The 16,340-nt window shown below is 73.4% G+C and carries 16 protein-coding genes; 10 read left to right on the top strand and 6 right to left on the bottom strand.

All coding sequences use genetic code 11. The features are described from left to right. Window positions 1-2: 2 nt before the first annotated feature. The 3 genes from DMH08_RS18595 to DMH08_RS18585 are packed head-to-tail and all read right to left on the bottom strand — an operon-like array spanning window position 3 to window position 2,091. The gene (locus tag DMH08_RS18595; protein ID WP_199747877.1) at window positions 3-551 is read right to left on the bottom strand and encodes a carboxymuconolactone decarboxylase family protein; all 549 of its coding nucleotides are present in this window, start codon (window positions 549-551) and stop codon (window positions 3-5) included. Continuing rightward, window positions 548-1,288: an SDR family NAD(P)-dependent oxidoreductase gene (locus DMH08_RS18590; RefSeq protein ID WP_051300526.1), complete on the bottom strand. Its 741-nt coding sequence runs from the start codon at window positions 1,286-1,288 to the stop codon at window positions 548-550. Before DMH08_RS18590 ends, DMH08_RS18595 begins: the two co-directional genes overlap by 4 nt. Continuing rightward, window positions 1,285-2,091 (bottom strand): TauD/TfdA dioxygenase family protein, encoded by an 807-nt coding sequence (locus DMH08_RS18585; protein ID WP_125616327.1) that lies wholly within the window; start codon window positions 2,089-2,091, stop codon window positions 1,285-1,287. The genes DMH08_RS18590 and DMH08_RS18585 overlap by 4 nt, the downstream gene beginning before the upstream one ends. Window positions 2,092-2,318: 227 nt before the next feature. On the opposite strand from DMH08_RS18585, the gene DMH08_RS18580 reads away from it, so the two are divergent. From DMH08_RS18580 to DMH08_RS18535, 10 genes are all read left to right on the top strand, one after another. Next, window positions 2,319-3,755 carry an aldehyde dehydrogenase family protein gene (locus tag DMH08_RS18580; protein ID WP_125616324.1) on the top strand — a complete coding sequence of 479 codons (1,437 nt, stop codon included), beginning with the start codon at window positions 2,319-2,321 and terminating at the stop codon, window positions 3,753-3,755. Further along, on the top strand, window positions 3,752-4,960 hold the full coding sequence (locus tag DMH08_RS18575; protein WP_125616320.1) for a CaiB/BaiF CoA transferase family protein: 1,209 nt from the start codon (window positions 3,752-3,754) through the stop codon (window positions 4,958-4,960). Before DMH08_RS18580 ends, DMH08_RS18575 begins: the two co-directional genes overlap by 4 nt. Window positions 4,961-4,996: 36 nt before the next feature. Next, window positions 4,997-6,376 (top strand): ABC transporter substrate-binding protein, encoded by a 1,380-nt coding sequence (locus DMH08_RS18570; RefSeq protein WP_199747875.1) that lies wholly within the window; start codon window positions 4,997-4,999, stop codon window positions 6,374-6,376. Window positions 6,377-6,391: 15 nt separating this feature from the next. Further along, window positions 6,392-8,455 (top strand): ABC transporter permease subunit, encoded by a 2,064-nt coding sequence (locus DMH08_RS18565; protein ID WP_125616317.1) that lies wholly within the window; start codon window positions 6,392-6,394, stop codon window positions 8,453-8,455. Further along, on the top strand, window positions 8,436-9,137 hold the full coding sequence (locus DMH08_RS18560; RefSeq protein WP_125616315.1) for an ABC transporter ATP-binding protein: 702 nt from the start codon (window positions 8,436-8,438) through the stop codon (window positions 9,135-9,137). The genes DMH08_RS18565 and DMH08_RS18560 overlap by 20 nt, the downstream gene beginning before the upstream one ends. After that, window positions 9,134-9,895, top strand: a complete 762-nt coding sequence (locus tag DMH08_RS18555; RefSeq protein ID WP_125616312.1) for an ABC transporter ATP-binding protein — start codon at window positions 9,134-9,136, stop codon at window positions 9,893-9,895. The genes DMH08_RS18560 and DMH08_RS18555 overlap by 4 nt, the downstream gene beginning before the upstream one ends. Then, entirely contained in the window at window positions 9,892-10,335 is a 444-nt protein-coding gene (locus DMH08_RS41055; RefSeq protein WP_199747874.1) for a hypothetical protein, read from the top strand. Before DMH08_RS18555 ends, DMH08_RS41055 begins: the two co-directional genes overlap by 4 nt. A 14-nt stretch (window positions 10,336-10,349) precedes the next feature. Next, window positions 10,350-11,651, top strand: a complete 1,302-nt coding sequence (locus DMH08_RS18545; RefSeq protein WP_125616309.1) for an amidohydrolase family protein — start codon at window positions 10,350-10,352, stop codon at window positions 11,649-11,651. Window positions 11,652-11,745: 94 nt separating this feature from the next. Beyond that, window positions 11,746-12,657: an LLM class F420-dependent oxidoreductase gene (locus tag DMH08_RS18540; protein WP_125616306.1), complete on the top strand. Its 912-nt coding sequence runs from the start codon at window positions 11,746-11,748 to the stop codon at window positions 12,655-12,657. Beyond that, window positions 12,654-13,544 (top strand): SDR family NAD(P)-dependent oxidoreductase, encoded by an 891-nt coding sequence (locus DMH08_RS18535; protein ID WP_026401969.1) that lies wholly within the window; start codon window positions 12,654-12,656, stop codon window positions 13,542-13,544. Before DMH08_RS18540 ends, DMH08_RS18535 begins: the two co-directional genes overlap by 4 nt. Here the strand turns inward: DMH08_RS18535 and DMH08_RS18530 are convergent. Genes DMH08_RS18530 through DMH08_RS18520 form a run of 3 tightly spaced genes read right to left on the bottom strand, consistent with a single transcriptional unit; the run spans window position 13,453 to window position 16,183 of the window. Further along, complete coding sequence (locus tag DMH08_RS18530) at window positions 13,453-14,376, bottom strand: alpha/beta hydrolase fold domain-containing protein (protein ID WP_233617673.1); 924 nt, start codon at window positions 14,374-14,376, stop codon at window positions 13,453-13,455. The two genes, DMH08_RS18535 and DMH08_RS18530, sit on opposite strands and share 92 nt — an antisense overlap. Then, a complete protein-coding gene (locus tag DMH08_RS18525; protein ID WP_125616303.1) occupies window positions 14,366-15,082 on the bottom strand; it encodes an enoyl-CoA hydratase/isomerase family protein in 717 nt (238 codons plus the stop codon). Before DMH08_RS18525 ends, DMH08_RS18530 begins: the two co-directional genes overlap by 11 nt. A 30-nt stretch (window positions 15,083-15,112) precedes the next feature. Beyond that, complete coding sequence (locus tag DMH08_RS18520) at window positions 15,113-16,183, bottom strand: ferredoxin--NADP reductase (RefSeq protein WP_026401972.1); 1,071 nt, start codon at window positions 16,181-16,183, stop codon at window positions 15,113-15,115. Window positions 16,184-16,340 lie beyond the last annotated feature (157 nt).

Raw genomic sequence — 16,340 nt, 5'->3', positions numbered from 1 at the left:
GGTCAGGTCTCCGCGCCGAAGGCCGCGTCGAAGCCCTCGTCGGACATGCCCTCGTCCAGCGGCAGCCGGAAGCTGTTGAAGACCATGGCGAGGAGCCCGTAGGTGCCCACCGTGAAGACCAGGTCCATGAGCCGCCGGTCGTCGCCCAGCTCGGCCGCGATCTTCCGGTAGGTCTCGTCGGTGAGGTCGGCCCGCTCGTCCAGCTCGTCCACGACCCGGTTCAGCAGCGTGGGCGCGCCGGAGCGCACCTCCTCGATCTCCGCCTCGGTGACGCCGGCCTCCCGGGCGATCACCACGTGCTGCGCCCACTCGTAGCGGCAGCGGCGGCGCCACGCGATCCGCAGGACGGCCAGCTCGCGGACGGTGTCCGGCAGCGACGAGCGGTTCAGCGTGTACGCGTTGTACCGCATGAACGCCCGCGCGAGCGCGGGATGCCGGGCCAGCAGGTCGAGCGCGTTGTTGGGCGGCGGGAGCCGGCCCTCGCGCGGGGAGAACGCCGCGACGGTCTCGGCGTCCCACATGTCGCGGGGGAGCGGCGGCAGGCGCGTCACGTGTTCCGCCCCCCGTTCACGCCCACGATCTGCCCGGTGATGTACCCGGCCTCCTCGGAGACGAGGAACGCGCAGGTCGCGGCGATGTCCTCCGGACGCCCGACGCGGCGGACGGGCGTGCGCGCGATGTGCTCCTCGACGGTCCCGCCGAGCAGGCCGCGGCCCTCGGCCTTGCGCAGCATCGGGGTGTCGATGAAGCCGGGCGGCACCGCGTTGACGGTGATCCCGGCCGGGCCCAGCTCCAGCGCGAGCGCCTTGGTGAGGCCGTTGACGGCCGACTTCGCCGACACGTAGTGCGCCATGTACTGCTGGCCGGAGTGGGCGCTGGACGAGGAGATGTTGACGATCCGCCCCCAGCCGGCCTCCGTCATGTCGGGCAGGACGGCCTGCACGCAGTGGAAGACCCCGTTGAGGTTCACGTCGATGACGCGCCGCCAGGACTCGAACGACAGGTCGGCGAACCGCTTGAAGCCGTCCAGCCCGGCGGCGTTGACGAGCACGGTCACCGGGCCGAAGTGCTCCCGGACGGCGGCGAGCGCCTTGTCGACCTGCGCCCGGTCGGTCACGTCGGCGGCCTGCCCGAAGGCGGCGGTGGCCGGGTTCAGGTCCAGCGCGGCGACGTTGTAGCCGTCGGCGGCCAGCCGCTCGCAGACGGCCTTGCCGATGCCGGACCCGCCGCCGGTGACCACGGCGGTCCTCCCGGCGCCCCGGCCCGCGCCCTGCTCCGGGGCGCTCACGCGAACGCCTCGTCGCCGACGATCGTGGTGCGGTGCAGCGTCCGCTCCGAGGACGGGTCGTAGGGCAGGGCGCGGTGCAGCATGCCGGTGTTGTCCCACATGACGAAGTCGCCGACCTCCCACTCGTGCGTGTAGCGGAACCGCTCCTGGGTGGACCAGTCGAGCAGTTCCTCCAGGATCTCCGTGCTCTCGTCCGGGTCCATGCCGACGATGCGGTCGGCCGTCGCGCCGATCACGAGCGAGCGGCGGCCGTCCCGCCGCTTCCAGACCAGCGGCGTCTCCTGCGCGGGGACGTTGCGCCAGGACGCCAGCTCCTTCTCGGTGGGCTCGGGGTTCGCCCGCCGCTGCGCCGCCTCGAAGCTGTGCACCACCCGCAGGCCGTCGTAGCGTTCGCGCTGCTTCTCGGGGAGGTTCTCGTAGGCCGCGTAGGTGCTGGCGAACTGCGTGCCGCCGCCGGTCATGGCCGCGTGCCGGGCGGTCAGCGTCGTCGTCCTGACCGGGGTCGGGTCGGTCGTCCCGTCCAGGTGCCAGTGGAAGGTGCCCTTGAGGTACTCGGCGGTGGGGTTCCTGGACGGGTCGAGCGACACCGTGAAGATCTCCCGGCCGCGCAGCGACACGACCCGTCCCAGCTTGCGGCAGAACGCGAGCTGGGCTTCGTCGTCCAGGTGCAGGCCGCGGACGAGCAGCACGCCGCGCCACCTGAGCGCCTCGTCGCAGCGGCCGACCAGCGCGTCGTCGAGCAGGTCGCCGACGCCCGTGACCTGCACGCCGAGGTGCGGGCTGAGCGCCCGGGTCTCGATCATGAAAATCTCCCTTCCGAATACGAGAACATTACTCTCCAACGGTGAGACCGGGAAAGCCCCCTGGTCGGGGTCCCGGTGGCGGATCGTGGGGCCGCGGTGCCGGGAGTGTCGGGCGGAGTCGGTACTGGCACTCCGTTCTCGAAACTGGATGGTTGATTTGCGTGCGGCGAGAATGTAGTTTCCAGCCATCAAGGAGGCAGGATGCGACTTCAGGAGGCGGGGCGAGGGTGAAGAACCTGCTCATCGACGGAAGGCTCGTCGAGACCGAACGGACCTACCCCTCGGTCAATCCCGCGACCGGCGAGGAGTTCGACCGGGCCCCGGACGCCACGGCCGCCGACGCCGAGCGGGCCGTCGCGGCCGCGCGGCGCGCGTTCGACGCCACGGACTGGGCGACCGACCGGGAGTTGCGCATCCGGTGCCTCGACCAGCTCCACATGGCGCTGCTCGAGCACCGGGAGGAGCTGCGGGAACTGACGATCACCGAGGTCGGTGCGCCGCGCATGCTCACCCACGCCAACCAGCTCGACGTGCCGATCGAGATGTTCCGCTACTACGCCGACCTGCTGCGCGAGTACCCGCTGACCGAGGAGCTCCCCGACCTCGAGTCCCGCGGGCAGCGGCACCGGCGCTGGGTGGAGAAGGAGGCCGCCGGCGTCGTCGCCGCGATCATCCCGTACAACTACCCGAACCAGATCGGGTTCGCGAAGCTGGCGCCGTCCCTCGCCGCCGGCTGCACGGTGGTGCTCAAGGCCGCGCCGGACACGCCGCTCGTCACGCTGGCGCTCGGCGAGCTGATCGCCGAGCACACCGACATCCCGCCCGGGGTCGTCAACGTCCTCAGCTCCTCCGACGCCGCGGTCGGCGAGGTGCTCACCGCCAGCCCGGACGTGGACGTCGTCACCTTCACCGGCTCGACCGCCACCGGCCGCCGGGTCATGGAGGCCGCGAGCCGCACCGTGAAGCGCGTCTTCCTCGAACTCGGCGGCAAGTCCGCGATGATCCTGCTCGACGACGCCGACTTCGACACCGCGGCCATGTTCTCGGCCTTCATGATCTGCTCGCACGCCGGGCAGGGCTGCGCCCTCACCAGCCGCCTCCTGGTGCCGCGCGACCGGCACGACGAGATCGTCGAGAAGGTCGCGGCCAACCTCGGGCGGGTCGCGTACGGCGACCCCGGCGACCCCAAGACCTACATGGGCCCGCTCATCAGCGAGGCCCAGCGCGACAAGGTCGACGGCATGGTCAAGCGCGCCGTCGAGGCGGGCGCGAAGCTCGTCACCGGCGGCGAGCGGGTCGACCCGGGCTTCTTCTACACGCCGACGCTGCTCGCCGGCGTCGACCCGGCCAGCGAGATCGCGCAGGAGGAGATCTTCGGGCCCGTCCTCGTCGTGATCCCCTACGACGGCGACGACGACGCCGTCCGCATCGCCAACGACTCCATCTACGGGCTGTCCGGCGGGGTCCAGAGCGCCGACGAGGACCGCGCGATCGCGGTCGCGCGCCGCGTCCGCAGCGGGACGTTCAGCATCAACGGCGGCAACTACTTCGCGCCCGACGCGCCGTTCGGCGGCTACAAGCAGTCCGGGATCGGCCGCGAGATGGGCGTCGCCGGGCTCGAGGAGTTCATGGAGCGCAAGACGTTCGCCGTGGCGGCGTCGTGAGCGCGCCGCTGGACGGCGTCCGCGTCGTCGAGGTCGCGATGTACGGGTTCGTCCCGTCGGCGGGCGCGGTGCTCGCCGACTGGGGCGCGGAGGTCGTCAAGATCGAGCACGCGGTCAACGGCGACCCGCAGCGCGGGCTCCGGCAGACCGGCGCGATGAAGGTCGAAGGCGACCCGAACCCCAACATCGAGCACGCCAACCGCGGCAAGCGCAGCCTCGGCCTCGACATGGCCGATCCCGAGGGCAGGGAGGTCCTGCACGAGCTGATCCGCCGCGCGGACGTCTTCCTGACCAGCTTCCTGCCCGCGGCGCGCCGCAAGCTCGGCATCGACGTGGACGACGTCCGCGCCGTCAACCCGCGCGTCGTCTACGCCCGGGGCAGCGCCCTCGGGCCGCGCGGCCGGGAGGCCGAGAAGGGCGGCTACGACATGACCGCCTTCTGGGCGCGGGCCGCCACCGCCGCCAGCATCACCCCGCCCGGCGTGGAGGGCATGATCCCCCCGCCCGCGCCCGCCTACGGGGACACCGTCTCCGGCACCAACCTCGCCGGGGGCATCGCCGCGGCGCTGTTCCGCCGCGAGCGGACGGGCGAGGCGCCCGTCGTGGACGTCTCCCTGCTGGGCAGCGGCCTGTGGGCCATGGGCCACGGCGTCGCGCTGTCCCAGCACCTCGGCAAGCCGCTGGAGGCGCCCCCGACCGGCGCCCACGGCTCGCCCACGAACCCGCTGTCCGGCCTGTACCGCACCGCCGACGGCCGCCACCTGGCCTTCGTCATGCTGCAGCCGGCCCGCTTCTGGGCCGACGTGTGCCGGCACATCGACCGCCCCGACCTGGCCGACGATCCCCGCTTCGCCACCGCGGAGCTGATCGCCGCGAACACGCCGGCGGCCGTCGAGGCGCTGCGGGAGGTTCTCGCCTCCCGCACGCTGGGCGAATGGACCGAGCGTTTCGCCACCCTCGCGGGGCCCTGGGCCCCCGTGCAGGACTCCCTGCAGGTGGGCGACGACGCGCAGATCCGCGACAACGAGTACCTCGTGCGGGCCGGTGAGCTCGAACTCGTCGCCAACCCGGTGCAGTTCGACGTCACCGCTCCGCGGCTCGGCCCCGCTCCCGAATTCGCCGCGCAGACCGAGGAGATCCTCATGGAACTCGGTCTCGACTGGGACCGCATCCTCGCCCTGAAGGCGGCGGGCGCGGTCACCTGACCATCGCATCCGGGGGTTCGGCTCCGAGGAGGAACGTTGAGACCCTTGATCATCGGCCTGCTGCTCGTCGCGCTGACGGGGTGCGCCGCCCGCGGCGGCACCACCGCGGCGGACGACGAGGGCGGGACACGGGACGGCGGCGGCACGTCCGCCGCCGTCCCGAAGACCGACTTCGGCACGCTCAAGGACGTGTGCGGGCCCGGCGAGGCGAAGCCGTCCGACGCCCGGGGCGTCACCGACGGCGAGATCAAGGTCGGCGTCTTCACCGACGTCGGCTTCACCAAGAAGCCCGACATGGTGGACGCCGCCAAGGTGTTCACCGAGTGGTGCAACGCGGCCGGCGGCGTCAACGGGCGCAAGCTCGTCCCCGTCGTCCGCGACGCCAAGCTGATGGAGGTCCGGCAGCGGATGACCGAGGCGTGCGCGGACGACTTCGCGGTCGTCGGCGGCTCCGCGGCGCTGGACGGCCAGGGCGTCGAGACCCGCCTGACGTGCCTGCTGCCGGAGTTCCCCGCCCAGTCGAGCCAGGTGCAGGCGCGCGGCGCCGACCTCCAGGCGATGGCGAACGGCGCGTCGCTCGGCTACAACGACTACGCCGGCTTCTACAACTGGCTGCTCAAGGAGAAGTACCCGTCGTCGAAGGACGCCGTGGGCGTCATCGCCGGCGACTCGCCGGTCACCAAGATCATGGTCGCCCAGCACTCGGAGACGATCGAGGGACTCGGCGGCAAGGTCGCCTACACCGGGCTGTACCCGGCGCGCGGGGTGTCCGACTGGACGCCGTACGCCCAGGCCATGAAGGACAAGGACGTCAAGGCCCTGATGTTCCTCGGCGACTGGAACCAGCTGGCCAAGCTGCTCCAGTCGCTCACCAACATCGGCCATGAGCTCGACTGGATCGACACCACCAACAACGCCTACGGCCCCCAGTTCGTGAAGCTGGCGGGCGCGGCCCTGGAGAGCCAGCCCTCCTACGCCGACCTCAGCGGCATGCACCCGCTGGAGAAGGCGGACGACAACCCGGCGACGCGGCAGGTCCTCGACATGTTCGAGCGGTACGCGCCCGACGCGGAGGTCAACCTGCCGGTCCTGCGGTCCTTCTCCGCCTGGCTGCTGTTCGCCAAGTCGGCCGGCGCGTGCGACGAGCTGACCCGCAAGTGCGTCCTGGAGAACGCCGAGAAGGAGACCGCGTGGACGGCGGGCGGCCTGCGGGCGCCGCTGGACCTGTCCGACCCCGCCTCGCCGCCCCGGTGCTGGAACGCCGTGCAGGCGACGCCCGACGGCTGGGAGCCCGCCGACTTCCGGCCCGACGACGGCGCCTACCGGTGCGAGGAGGTCGAGCACCGGTACACGGGCGACTACCCGGCTCCGCTGAAGCTCGAGGACGTCGGCAAGAGCATGGCGGATCTGCAGTAGGGGCCGGCGGCGACCATGGACAAGTTCCTCACCTTCGGGATCGTCGGTCTCAGCACCGGCGGCATCTACGCCGTCATCAGCAGCGGCCTGGTCCTGACCTACACGACCACCGGGATCTTCAACTTCGCCCACGGCGCGGCGGGGATGATGGCCGCGTTCGCCTACTGGCAGCTGACCGGGGGGTGGGGCCTGCCCGTCCCGATCGCGCTCGCGCTGGTGCTGCTCGTCCTCGCCCCGCTGTTCGGCCTGCTCATCGAGCGGCTGATCATGCGCCCGGTCCAGGGCGTGGGCGAGGTCGAGCGGCTGGTCGTGACGATCGCCCTGCTCACCGGGCTGATCGCGATGGCGCAGTGGATCTGGGACCCGAACGTCGCCCGTCCGCTCTCGCCGTTCTTCGCGGACCGGGAGGCGATCCGGCTCGGACCGGCGACGATGACGTGGCACCAGCTCGTCACGCTGCTGGTCGCCGCCGCCGTGGCGCTCGGGCTGTACGCCTTCCTGTACGGCTCGCGCCTCGGCGTCGGGATGCGCGCGACGGTCGACGACCCGTCGCTCGCCCGGCTCAACGGCGGCGACCCCGTCGTCGCCGCGCGGGCGGCGTGGGTGCTCGGCACGATGCTCGCCGCCCTCGGCGGCATCCTCATCGCGCCCAGCATCCCCCTCGACGCCGCCAACCTGTCCCTGCTCATCGTCAGCGCGTACGCCGCGGCGATCTTCGGCCGGCTGCGCAGCCTGCCGATGGCGTTCGCCGGCGCCCTGGTGGTCGGCTGCACCGAGAGCTACCTCACCGGGTACCTCCCGCAGAACGAGTACCTCCCGGGGCTGCGGATCGCGGCGCCCGCGCTGCTGCTGTTCGTCGTCCTGCTGCTGTTCCCGAACCCGCGGGTGCGGGGCAGCGTCCGCATCACCCGGTCGCTGCCCGCCCCGACGATCCGGGGGACGCTGGTGTTCGGCGCGTGCCTGATGGTGTTCGCGGCGATCCTCGCCACGACGCTCAGCGACCCCGACGTCATCACCTACGGGCAGATCTTCCCGATGTCGATCATCGGCCTGTCCATCGTCGTGCTGACCGGCTTCTCCGGGCAGATCTCGCTCGCCCAGCTCAGCCTGGCCGGAATCGGCGCGGTCGTCTGGGCGGGCGTCGGCGCGAGCGGCAACCCCCTCGCGCTGCTCGCCGTGGTGGCGGTCACGGCGGTCGTCGGCGCGGTGATCGCGATCCCCGCGCTGCGGCTGTCGGGCATCTACCTGGCGCTCGCGACCGCGGCGTTCGCGCTGATCCTGGACGGCTGGATCTTCACGATGCCGGTGGACTGGCTGTTCAGCGGCGGCAGCGCCGAGGTGACGCCGGTCTTCGCCGGGCAGCGCGTCCAGATGATGTTCGCGGCGGCGGTGCTCGCGGTGCTGTGCCTGCTGGTCGTGGTCCTGCGCCGCGGCTTCTTCGGGCGGCGGCTCATCGCGATGCGCGACAGCGAGGCCGCCTGTGCCACCCTGGGCGGCCGGCTGCTGGTCACCAAGGTCGCGGTGTTCGCGCTGTCGGCGGGGATCGCGGGGCTCGGCGGCGCGCTGTTCGGCATGCAGGCGCGGTCCATCACCCCGGACCACTTCACCCTCGTCACCGGCCTGCCGATCTTCCTGCTGGTGGTCATCGGCGGGATGGCGGCGGTCGGGTCCGGGGTCTTCACCGGCGTGAACCTCGCCGGGATCATGCACGCGATCACCGCCCTGTGGCCCGGCGCGCACCACGTGTCGTCGCTGCTGGTCGGGCTCGCGGGGATCGGCATGGGCCGCCACCCCGAGGGCGTCGTCCCGCACTTCCGGGAGTCGTGGGACCCGCTGCGCCGGTTCTGGGTCCCGCTCGCCGCGGCCGTCGGCGCGCTGTGGGGGCTGCGCCTCCTGGACGTCGTCAACGGCTGGGTGCTCACGTTCGGGACGGTCGCCGCGGCGCTCGCGCTGCGCGGACTGGCCAGGCCGCGGGCGCCGGAGAGCGCGGCGGACGTCCCGCTGGAATGGCGCGGCGTGCGGCGGCCCTGGCTGCCCGCGGACCGGGAGGAGGTGCTCGATGGCCTTGCTCGAAGCTAGCGCGGTGACCGTCCGGTTCGGCGGCAACGTCGCCCTGGCGGAGGTCGACATCACCGCGGAGGCCGGCCGGGTCACCGGCCTGATCGGACCCAACGGCGCCGGGAAGACCACGCTGTTCAACGTGGTCTCCGGGCTGGTCAGGCCGAGGTCGGGACGGGTCCTGCTGGACGGGCGGAACGTCACGCGGCTCGGCCCGGCGGCGCGGGCCCGCCGCGGCCTCGGCCGCACCTTCCAGCGGCTGGAGATCTTCGGCCACCTGACCGTGCGGGACAACCTGCGGGTCGCCGCCGATTTCCACCGCGACGGCCTGCCCGCCGACGGGATCCTCGACCGGCTCGGACTGGCGGACATCGCCGACGTCCGCGCCGACTCGGTCCCGACCGGCCGGGCCCGCCTCGTCGAACTGGGCCGGGCGCTCGCCGTCCGGCCCAAGGCCCTGCTGCTCGACGAGCCCGCCTCCGGGCAGGACGAGCACGAGACCGGGCGGTTCGGCGAACTGCTGCGCGAACTCGCGGCGGACGGCCTCGCGGTCGTCCTCGTCGAGCACGACATGCGGCTGGTGATGGAGGCGTGCGACACCGTGCACGTCCTCGACCTCGGCAGGCTCATCGCCAGCGGCCCGCCCGACCGGATCCGCGCCGACGCGGCCGTGCTCGACGCGTACCTGGGAGCCCCGTCATGACCGCACCCGCGCCGAACCCGGACCCCGACCCGACCGCCGATCCGCGCGCGCACGCGAACCTGCTCGAACTGTCGGGCGTCCACGCGTCCTACGGCCGCATCTCGGTGCTGCACGGCGTGGACCTGGCCGTGGGCGCGGGGCGGATCGTGGCGCTGCTCGGCCCGAACGGCGCCGGCAAGACCACGACCCTGAACGTCGCGGCGGGACTCCACCCGGCCGACCGCGGCGACGTCCGCGTCGGCGGCCGGGCCGTCGCGGGCGCCGACCCGGTGGAGCTGGCGCGGCGCGGCGTCTGCCTCATCCCGGAGGGGCGGGGGATCTTCCCGAACCTCACCGTGCGGGAGAACCTGCGGATGATGACCTTCACCGGCGCGGACCGCGCCGCGGTGGAGGAGACCGCCTACACCCGGTTCCCGAAGCTGGCCGAGCGGCGGCGGCAGACCGCGGGAACGATGTCCGGCGGCGAGCAGCAGATGCTCGCGCTGGCGCGCGGACTGGCCACCGACCCGGCCGTCCTGCTGATCGACGAGCTGTCCATGGGCCTCGCGCCGCTGGTGGTCGCCGAACTGTACGAACTGGTCGTCGAGATCGCGCGGACCGGCGTCGCCGTCCTGGTCGTCGAGCAGTTCGCCAGCACCGTGATGCGGATCTGCGACCTGGCCGCGGTGATGGTGAACGGCCGCATCGAGCGCGTGGACGCCCCCGGCGACGAACTCCTGGCCGACCTCTCGGCCCTCTACCTGGGAAGTGCGACATGACCGAGACATCCACGACGGCCGCGGCCCCCGCGGCGGAGGCGACCGGGCCGGCCGGGCGGACGGAGGCGGGGGAGACCCGCGCGGACAGGTTCGTCCGCCAGCTCGCCGAGATGAGGATCCCCGACCCCTCGGCGGGACGGGCCCTGCTCTGGCTGCGGGTCGGCGTCGCCCTCATGGCGGCGGGGCTGGCGGCGGGCGTCGCGTCCTACTTCCTGTCCCGGGGCACCACCGACGCGCTCGCCCAGCGGGACGCGCAGGCCGCGGGGATCGCGGGCGTCTGCGGCTGCATCGTCGGCAGCGCCCTCTACCTGCGGTACACGCTCGCCAACGTCCTCCGCTTCTGGTTCGCCCGCCTCACCCTGTCGGTCGAGGCGGGACCGGCGGAGGCGCGGCCGGACGGGGCGGAGCCGGCCGACCGGACCCGAGAAGACAACGACTGAACGGAGCGCTCCCCGTGAAGAAAGACGATCTGATCCTGATCAGCGTGGACGACCACATCATCGAACCGCCCGACATGTTCGTGAACCACCTGCCGGAGAAGTACAGGAAGGACGCGCCGCAGCTCGTCCACCGGGAGGACGGCACGGACGTGTGGAAGTTCCGCGACACGGTGATCCCGAACGCGGCGCTGAACGCGGTGGCGGGCCGTCCCAAGGAGGAGTACGGCCTCGAACCGCAGGGCCTCGACGAGATCCGGCCCGGCTGCTACGACGTGGACGAGCGCGTCAAGGACATGAACGCGGGCGGCATCCTCGCGTCGATGAACTTCCCGTCGTTCCCGGGGTTCGCGGCGCGGCTGTTCGCCACCGAGGACGCCGACTTCTCGCTGTCGCTGGTGCGCGCGTACAACGACTGGCACATCGACGAGTGGTGCGCCGCCCACCCGGGCCGCTTCATCCCGATGGCGCTGCCGGTCATCTGGGACCCGGAGGCGTGCGCGGCCGAGGTGCGGCGGGTCGCCGGGAAGGGCTGCCGCTCGCTGACGTTCAGCGAGAACCCGGCGGCGATGGGGTACCCGAGCTTCCACAGCGACCACTGGGACCCGCTGTGGCGGGCGCTCGTCGACACCGGCACGGTCCTGAACGTGCACATCGGCTCGTCCGGGCGGCTGTCGATCCCCGCGGTGGACTCGCCGCCGGACGTGATGATCACGCTGCAGCCGATGAACATCGTGCAGGCCGCCGCCGACCTCCTCTGGTCCCGCGTGATCAAGGAGTTCCCCGGCATCCGCATCGCGCTGTCGGAGGGCGGCACCGGCTGGATCCCCTACTTCATGGAGCGGGTCGACCGGACGTTCGAGATGCACGCCACCTGGACCCTCCAGGACTTCGGCGGCAAGCTCCCCAGCGAGGTGTTCCGCGAGCACTTCCTGACCTGCTTCATCAGCGACCCGCTCGGCGTGCGGCTGCGGCACGACATCGGCATCGACAACATCTGCTGGGAGGCCGACTACCCCCACAGCGACTCGATGTGGCCGGACGCGCCCGAGGAGCTCCACAAGGTCCTGACCGACTGCCAGGTGCCCGACGGCGACATCAACAAGATGACGTACGAGAACGCCATGCGCTGGTACTCGTTCGACCCGTTCGCGCACGTCCCGAAGGAGCGGGCGACGGTCGGGGCGCTGCGCGCCGCGGCCGCCGACCACGACGTGTCGATCCGGTCGCGCAGCAAGCGGGTCATCGACCCGGCCGAGAAGCTGGAGGGCTACCGCAGCCGGGCCCGCGCGGCCGCGGCCGCCGCCGCGAAGTCCTGACCGCCGCCGTCGGCCGCCGGCCGGTCGCGCGCACCGTTCCCCGCCGGGACGGGACGCGCGGGACCGCGCCGGCGGCCGTGTGAGGAGACAGAGAATGCGCTTCGTCTTTCACTACCCGGAGGCGAACGGACCCGACGGCGACGTCCTGGACGCCGGGCCGCTCCACAAGGTGGCGGCGGCGGCGGAGAAGGCCGGGTTCGACGGGTTCTCCCTCAGCGAGCATCCGGTGCCGGGCGCCCGCTGGCTGCACGCGGGCGGGCACCAGACGCTCGACCCGTTCGTCGCGCTCGGGCACGTCGCCGCGGCGACCGTCCGGCTGCGGCTGCTCACCCACCTGGCGGTCGCGCCCTACCGCAACCCGTTCCTGCTCGCCAAGGCCGCCGCGACGCTCGACAAGCTGTCGGACGGGCGGCTGATCCTCGGGCTCGGCGCCGGCTACCAGAAGAGCGAGTTCCACGCGCTCGGCGTCGGCATGGACGAGCGCAACGCCCTGTTCGACGAGGCCCTCGACGTGCTCCCGATGCACTGGAGCGGCGAGCCGTTCTCCTACGAGGGCCGGCACTTCAGCGCGCGCGACGTGGTCGCGCGGCCGCGCCCCGTCCAGGACCCGATCCCGATCTGGATCGGCGGCAACTCCCAGCTGAGCCGCCGCCGGGCCGCGCTGCGCGCCCAGGGCTGGATGCCGATGTCCGGCGGCGCGCGACTCGGCGCGACCGCCCGCACTCCCGCGCTCGGCACGCTCGGCGAACTGGCCGGCGCCGCCGCCGAACTGCGCGCGGCCGCGGCCGAAGCCGGACGCGACGAACCCATCGACGTCCTCCACTCCTACCAGGGCGCGGGCCTCGCGGCGCCGGACGCCGACGCGGACCGGCACCGGGAGGCGTTCGCCGAGATCGAGAAGGCGGGCGTCACCTGGCTGCTGGTGTCGAGCCGGACGGGCACCGCGCGGGCCACCCTCGACTGGCTCGAGGCGTTCGGCGCGACGTACCTGGCGGCGGGCCGGTGACGGCCCCGGGGTGGTTCGAGGACCGCGCGGGACTGGACGGCACCGTCGCCGTGGTCACCGGCGGGGCGGGCGGGCTCGGGGAGGCGATCGTCGACGACCTCGCGGCCAACGGCGTCCGCCCGGCCGTGCTCGACAGCGACGCGGAAGCGGCGGACCGGCTGCGCGCCGCGCTCGCGGACCGGGGCCGCGACGCGGTCGTCCACCACGGCGACGCCCGCGACCACGCGGCGCTGGAGAGGCTGTTCGCCGCCGCCGACGAGCGGTGGGGGCGGCTCGACACCCTCGTCAACGTCGCGGGCGGGACGTTCCGCGCCCCGTTCACCGACACGAACGCGAAGGGCTGGGACGCGCTGCTGCGCGCCAACCTGCTGCACGTGCTGGACGCCTGCTCGCTCGCGATCCCGCGGATGCGGGCGGGCGGGCGCGGCGGCAGCATCGTGAACATGACGACGATCGAGGCGCACCGCGCGGCGCCCGGCTTCGCCGTCTACGCGGCGGCCAAGGCGGCCGTGGAGCAGTTCGCGCGGACGCTCGCCGTCGAGCTCGCCCCCGACGGCATCCGCGTCAACAACGTCGCCCCCGACTTCACGCCGACGCCGAACATGGCCCGCTTCACCCACGGGGACGGGGCGCTGTCGACCGAGGCCGGCCTGCGCGCCGCCATCCCGATGGGCCGGGCGGGCCGGGTCACGGACGTGTCGGGGTGCGTGGTGTTCCTGGCGTCGGGCCTGTCGGCCTACGTCACCGGCGCCACGCTGCACCCCGACGGCGGGACGTCCGCGTCGGCGGGCTGGTTCAACTGGCCCGGTTCCGGGTGGGCCAACCACGCTCCCGCGCACCTTCTGACCGGTCGGCCGGATCCGTCCGCGGGCTCCACACGTCCATGAAGTCGGCCACGGCCGGGACGAACGCGGTCCGCAGGTCCGCGGCGTCCTGGAGCACCCGCAGGTCCACCGTCACCCCGGACCGGGCCGCGCGGGCGGCGAACGACAGCGAGTCGTCCAGCAGGGGGTCGGTCCCGGCGGTGAGCAGCCGCAGCGGCGGGAAGCCGTGCAGGTTCGCGTGCAGCGGGCTGAGCAGCGGGTCGGTGCGGGGGGTGTCCCCGGCGTGCCGCGCCACCCGCTCCCGCAGGGCGTCCAGGTCGAACGTCGGGTCGGCGGCGGCGTTGAGCAGCAGGCTCGGCGCCTCCAGCGTGAGGTCGAGCAGCGCCGAGACGAGCACCGCGCAGGCCGGCTGCGCGGCCCCCGTGTCGCGCAGCCGGACCAGCAGCGCCGCGGCCAGCCCGCCGCCGAGCCGGTCGCCGGCCAGCATCACCGGGCCCGACTCCCGCGCCCGCTCGTACGCGCGGTGGACGTCGTCGAGCGCGGCGGGGAACTCGGCGCGGTGGCGGGGGAGCACCACCGCGGCGTTCGCCCGCAGCGCGAGGCGTCCGTACGGCTCCAGCGCCGACGCCGACGCCGCCGGGTGCGGCCGGTCCCCGCGCAGGTAGAGGACGGTCTTGTCGGCGCGGCCCGGCGGACGCAGGACGGGCCCCGCGGGGCCCTCCTCGATCCGCGGGGCGCCCGCCCCGCCGTCGTCGGGCACCCCGTCGTCGGGCACGCCGTCACCGAGCGCGCCGTCGTCGAGCGCACCGTCGTCCAGTACGCCGTCGTCGGGTACGCCGTCGTGGGCCGCGCGCCCGTCCGCCGCACGGCCGTTGATCAGCCGGTCACCTGCCACGTCGCGTCATCCTCTCCACCGCCTGCCAGTGCTCGTCGGCCACCCACAGCCGCGCGAACGCGCGCGCGGCCTCGTCCGCGCCCACGCCCGCGGAGACCCGCTTGATCTCGCGGGCCGGGGCGTGCGCGAGCGACCGGGCCAGCGCGCGCCAGTCGCGGTCGAACGTCGCGCGCGGGACGACCCGGTCCACGAGGCCGGCGCGTTCCGCCTCGACCGCGCCGAGCGTCTCCCCGGTCCCGGCGAGCAGCAGGGCCCGGCCGCGGCCGACCAGGGCGGCGAGCCGTTCGGCACCGCCCCAGGCAGGCATGATCGCCAGCGTGGACTGGGTGAAACCGATCGTGATGTCGTCGGCCGCGATTCTGATGTCGGCGGCGACCGCGAATTCCGCGCCGCCGCCCAGCGCGTGGCCGTTCAGCGCGGCGATCACGGGGGCGGGGAACGCGGCGAGCCGGTCGCAGACGCCGCGCATCCGCAGCGCCATCGCGGTCGCGTCGGCCTCGGTGCGGATCGCGGCGAGCTGCTTCAGGTCGCCGCCCGAGACGAACACGCGGTCGCCGGCGCCGCGGACGACGAGGGCGCGCGCGCCCGCGGCCGCGTCGATGGCCTCGTCCAGTTCGTCCATGGTGGCGGGGGCGATGGCGTTGCGCGCCTCCGGGCGGTCGATGGTGATGACCGCCAGCCCCTCGTCCAGTTCGAGATCGACCATTCAGGGTGCTCCAACCGCCCGGGTCCGGGCTCAGTCCTCGTAGACGACGGTGACGTCGGCGGACACGGGCTCGCCCTGGCAGGTGAGGATCAGGCCCTCGGCCACCTCGTCGTCGTCCAGGGCGTTGTTGACCCGCATCTTCGCCTCGCCCGCGGTAATCTGGGCGATGCAGGTGGCGCAGTTCCCGGCCTCGCAGGAGAACGGCGGGGCGAGCCCCGCCCGGCGGGCGCTCTGCAGCAGCGTCTCGCCCGGGTGCTGCGGGACGGTGTGCTTCTTGCCGTTGAGGACGATCGTGACCGTCCCGTCCTCGCGCGGTTCGTCCTCGGGCGTCCCGTCCCCGGCGGCGGGCTCCTCGCGCGAGGTCTCCGCCGCGGGCTCCGCCGCGGTCTCCGCCGCGGGCTCCTGCTCGGCCGGGGACGCGTCCGCCGAGCCGAAGCGCTCGACGAAGATCTGGTCGGCGCCCGCGCCGTGGGCGCGGAGCGCGCGCTCCGCCAGGTCCATGAACGGCGCGGGGCCGCACACGTAGAAGTCGGCGTGCGTGTCGGTGTTCACGAAGTTGCGGAGCTGCGTCTCGGTGGCGAAGCCGTTCAGGACGTCCAGGTGGTGGTGGACCTCGAGCCGGTCCGGGTGCCGGTCGGCCAGGTCGGCGAGCGCGGACCGGAAGATGACCGCGTCGGCGTCGCGGTTGGCGAGGAGCACCCGGACCCGCCGCCGGGTCGTCGCGAGCGCGCTCTTGACCAGGGAGAGGACCGGTGTGACGCCGCTGCCCCCGCAGAACGCGACCAGCGGCGCGGACGTCTCCCGCAGGCAGAAGACCCCGGCCGGGCGCGTCACCTCGACGACGTCGCCCGCCGCCAGGTTGTCGAGCATCCAGTTGGACACCAGCCCGCCCGGGACCCGCTTCACGGTCGTCATCAGCTCCCCGTCGGTGTCGGGGGAGCTGGACATCGAGTAGCTGCGCAGGACGCCGCACGCCCGGAACGTGACGAACTGCCCTGCCCGGTACGGCCACGGCGCGTCGAGCACGAAGGTGCGCGCGTCGGCCGTCTCCTCGACGACCCGCGTGATCCGGACCGGATGGAAGCCGTGGTCTCGTGCCATGTATGGAATCTATCTTCTCAATCTGGGAGAGTGCAATTCTCGGTTCGAGATTCCGGAGCTGACGCCATGCCTGAGAACCCGCCCCGCCCCGACACCGACGGGGAGCTGATGACGACCGTGAAGCGGGTCCCGGGCGGGCTGGTGTCCAACTGGATGC

The organism is Actinomadura sp. WAC 06369, assembly GCF_003947565.1.
GTDB lineage: Bacteria > Actinomycetota > Actinomycetes > Streptosporangiales > Streptosporangiaceae > Spirillospora > Spirillospora rifamycini.
The sequence above is the reverse complement of the archived record's forward strand: the minus strand, read 5'-3'. Positions and strand labels throughout refer to the sequence as shown.

Coding starts and splice junctions, on each gene's coding strand:
- DMH08_RS18525 (WP_125616303.1), bottom strand. CDS start 15,082: ATGGTCGATCTCGAACTGGACGAGGGGCTGGCGGTCATCACCATCGAC.
- DMH08_RS18585 (WP_125616327.1), bottom strand. CDS start 2,091: ATGATCGAGACCCGGGCGCTCAGCCCGCACCTCGGCGTGCAGGTCACG.
- DMH08_RS41055 (WP_199747874.1), top strand. CDS start 9,892: ATGACCGAGACATCCACGACGGCCGCGGCCCCCGCGGCGGAGGCGACC.
- DMH08_RS18560 (WP_125616315.1), top strand. CDS start 8,436: ATGGCCTTGCTCGAAGCTAGCGCGGTGACCGTCCGGTTCGGCGGCAAC.
- DMH08_RS18520 (WP_026401972.1), bottom strand. CDS start 16,183: ATGGCACGAGACCACGGCTTCCATCCGGTCCGGATCACGCGGGTCGTC.
- DMH08_RS18565 (WP_125616317.1), top strand. CDS start 6,392: ATGGACAAGTTCCTCACCTTCGGGATCGTCGGTCTCAGCACCGGCGGC.
- DMH08_RS18555 (WP_125616312.1), top strand. CDS start 9,134: ATGACCGCACCCGCGCCGAACCCGGACCCCGACCCGACCGCCGATCCG.
- DMH08_RS18540 (WP_125616306.1), top strand. CDS start 11,746: ATGCGCTTCGTCTTTCACTACCCGGAGGCGAACGGACCCGACGGCGAC.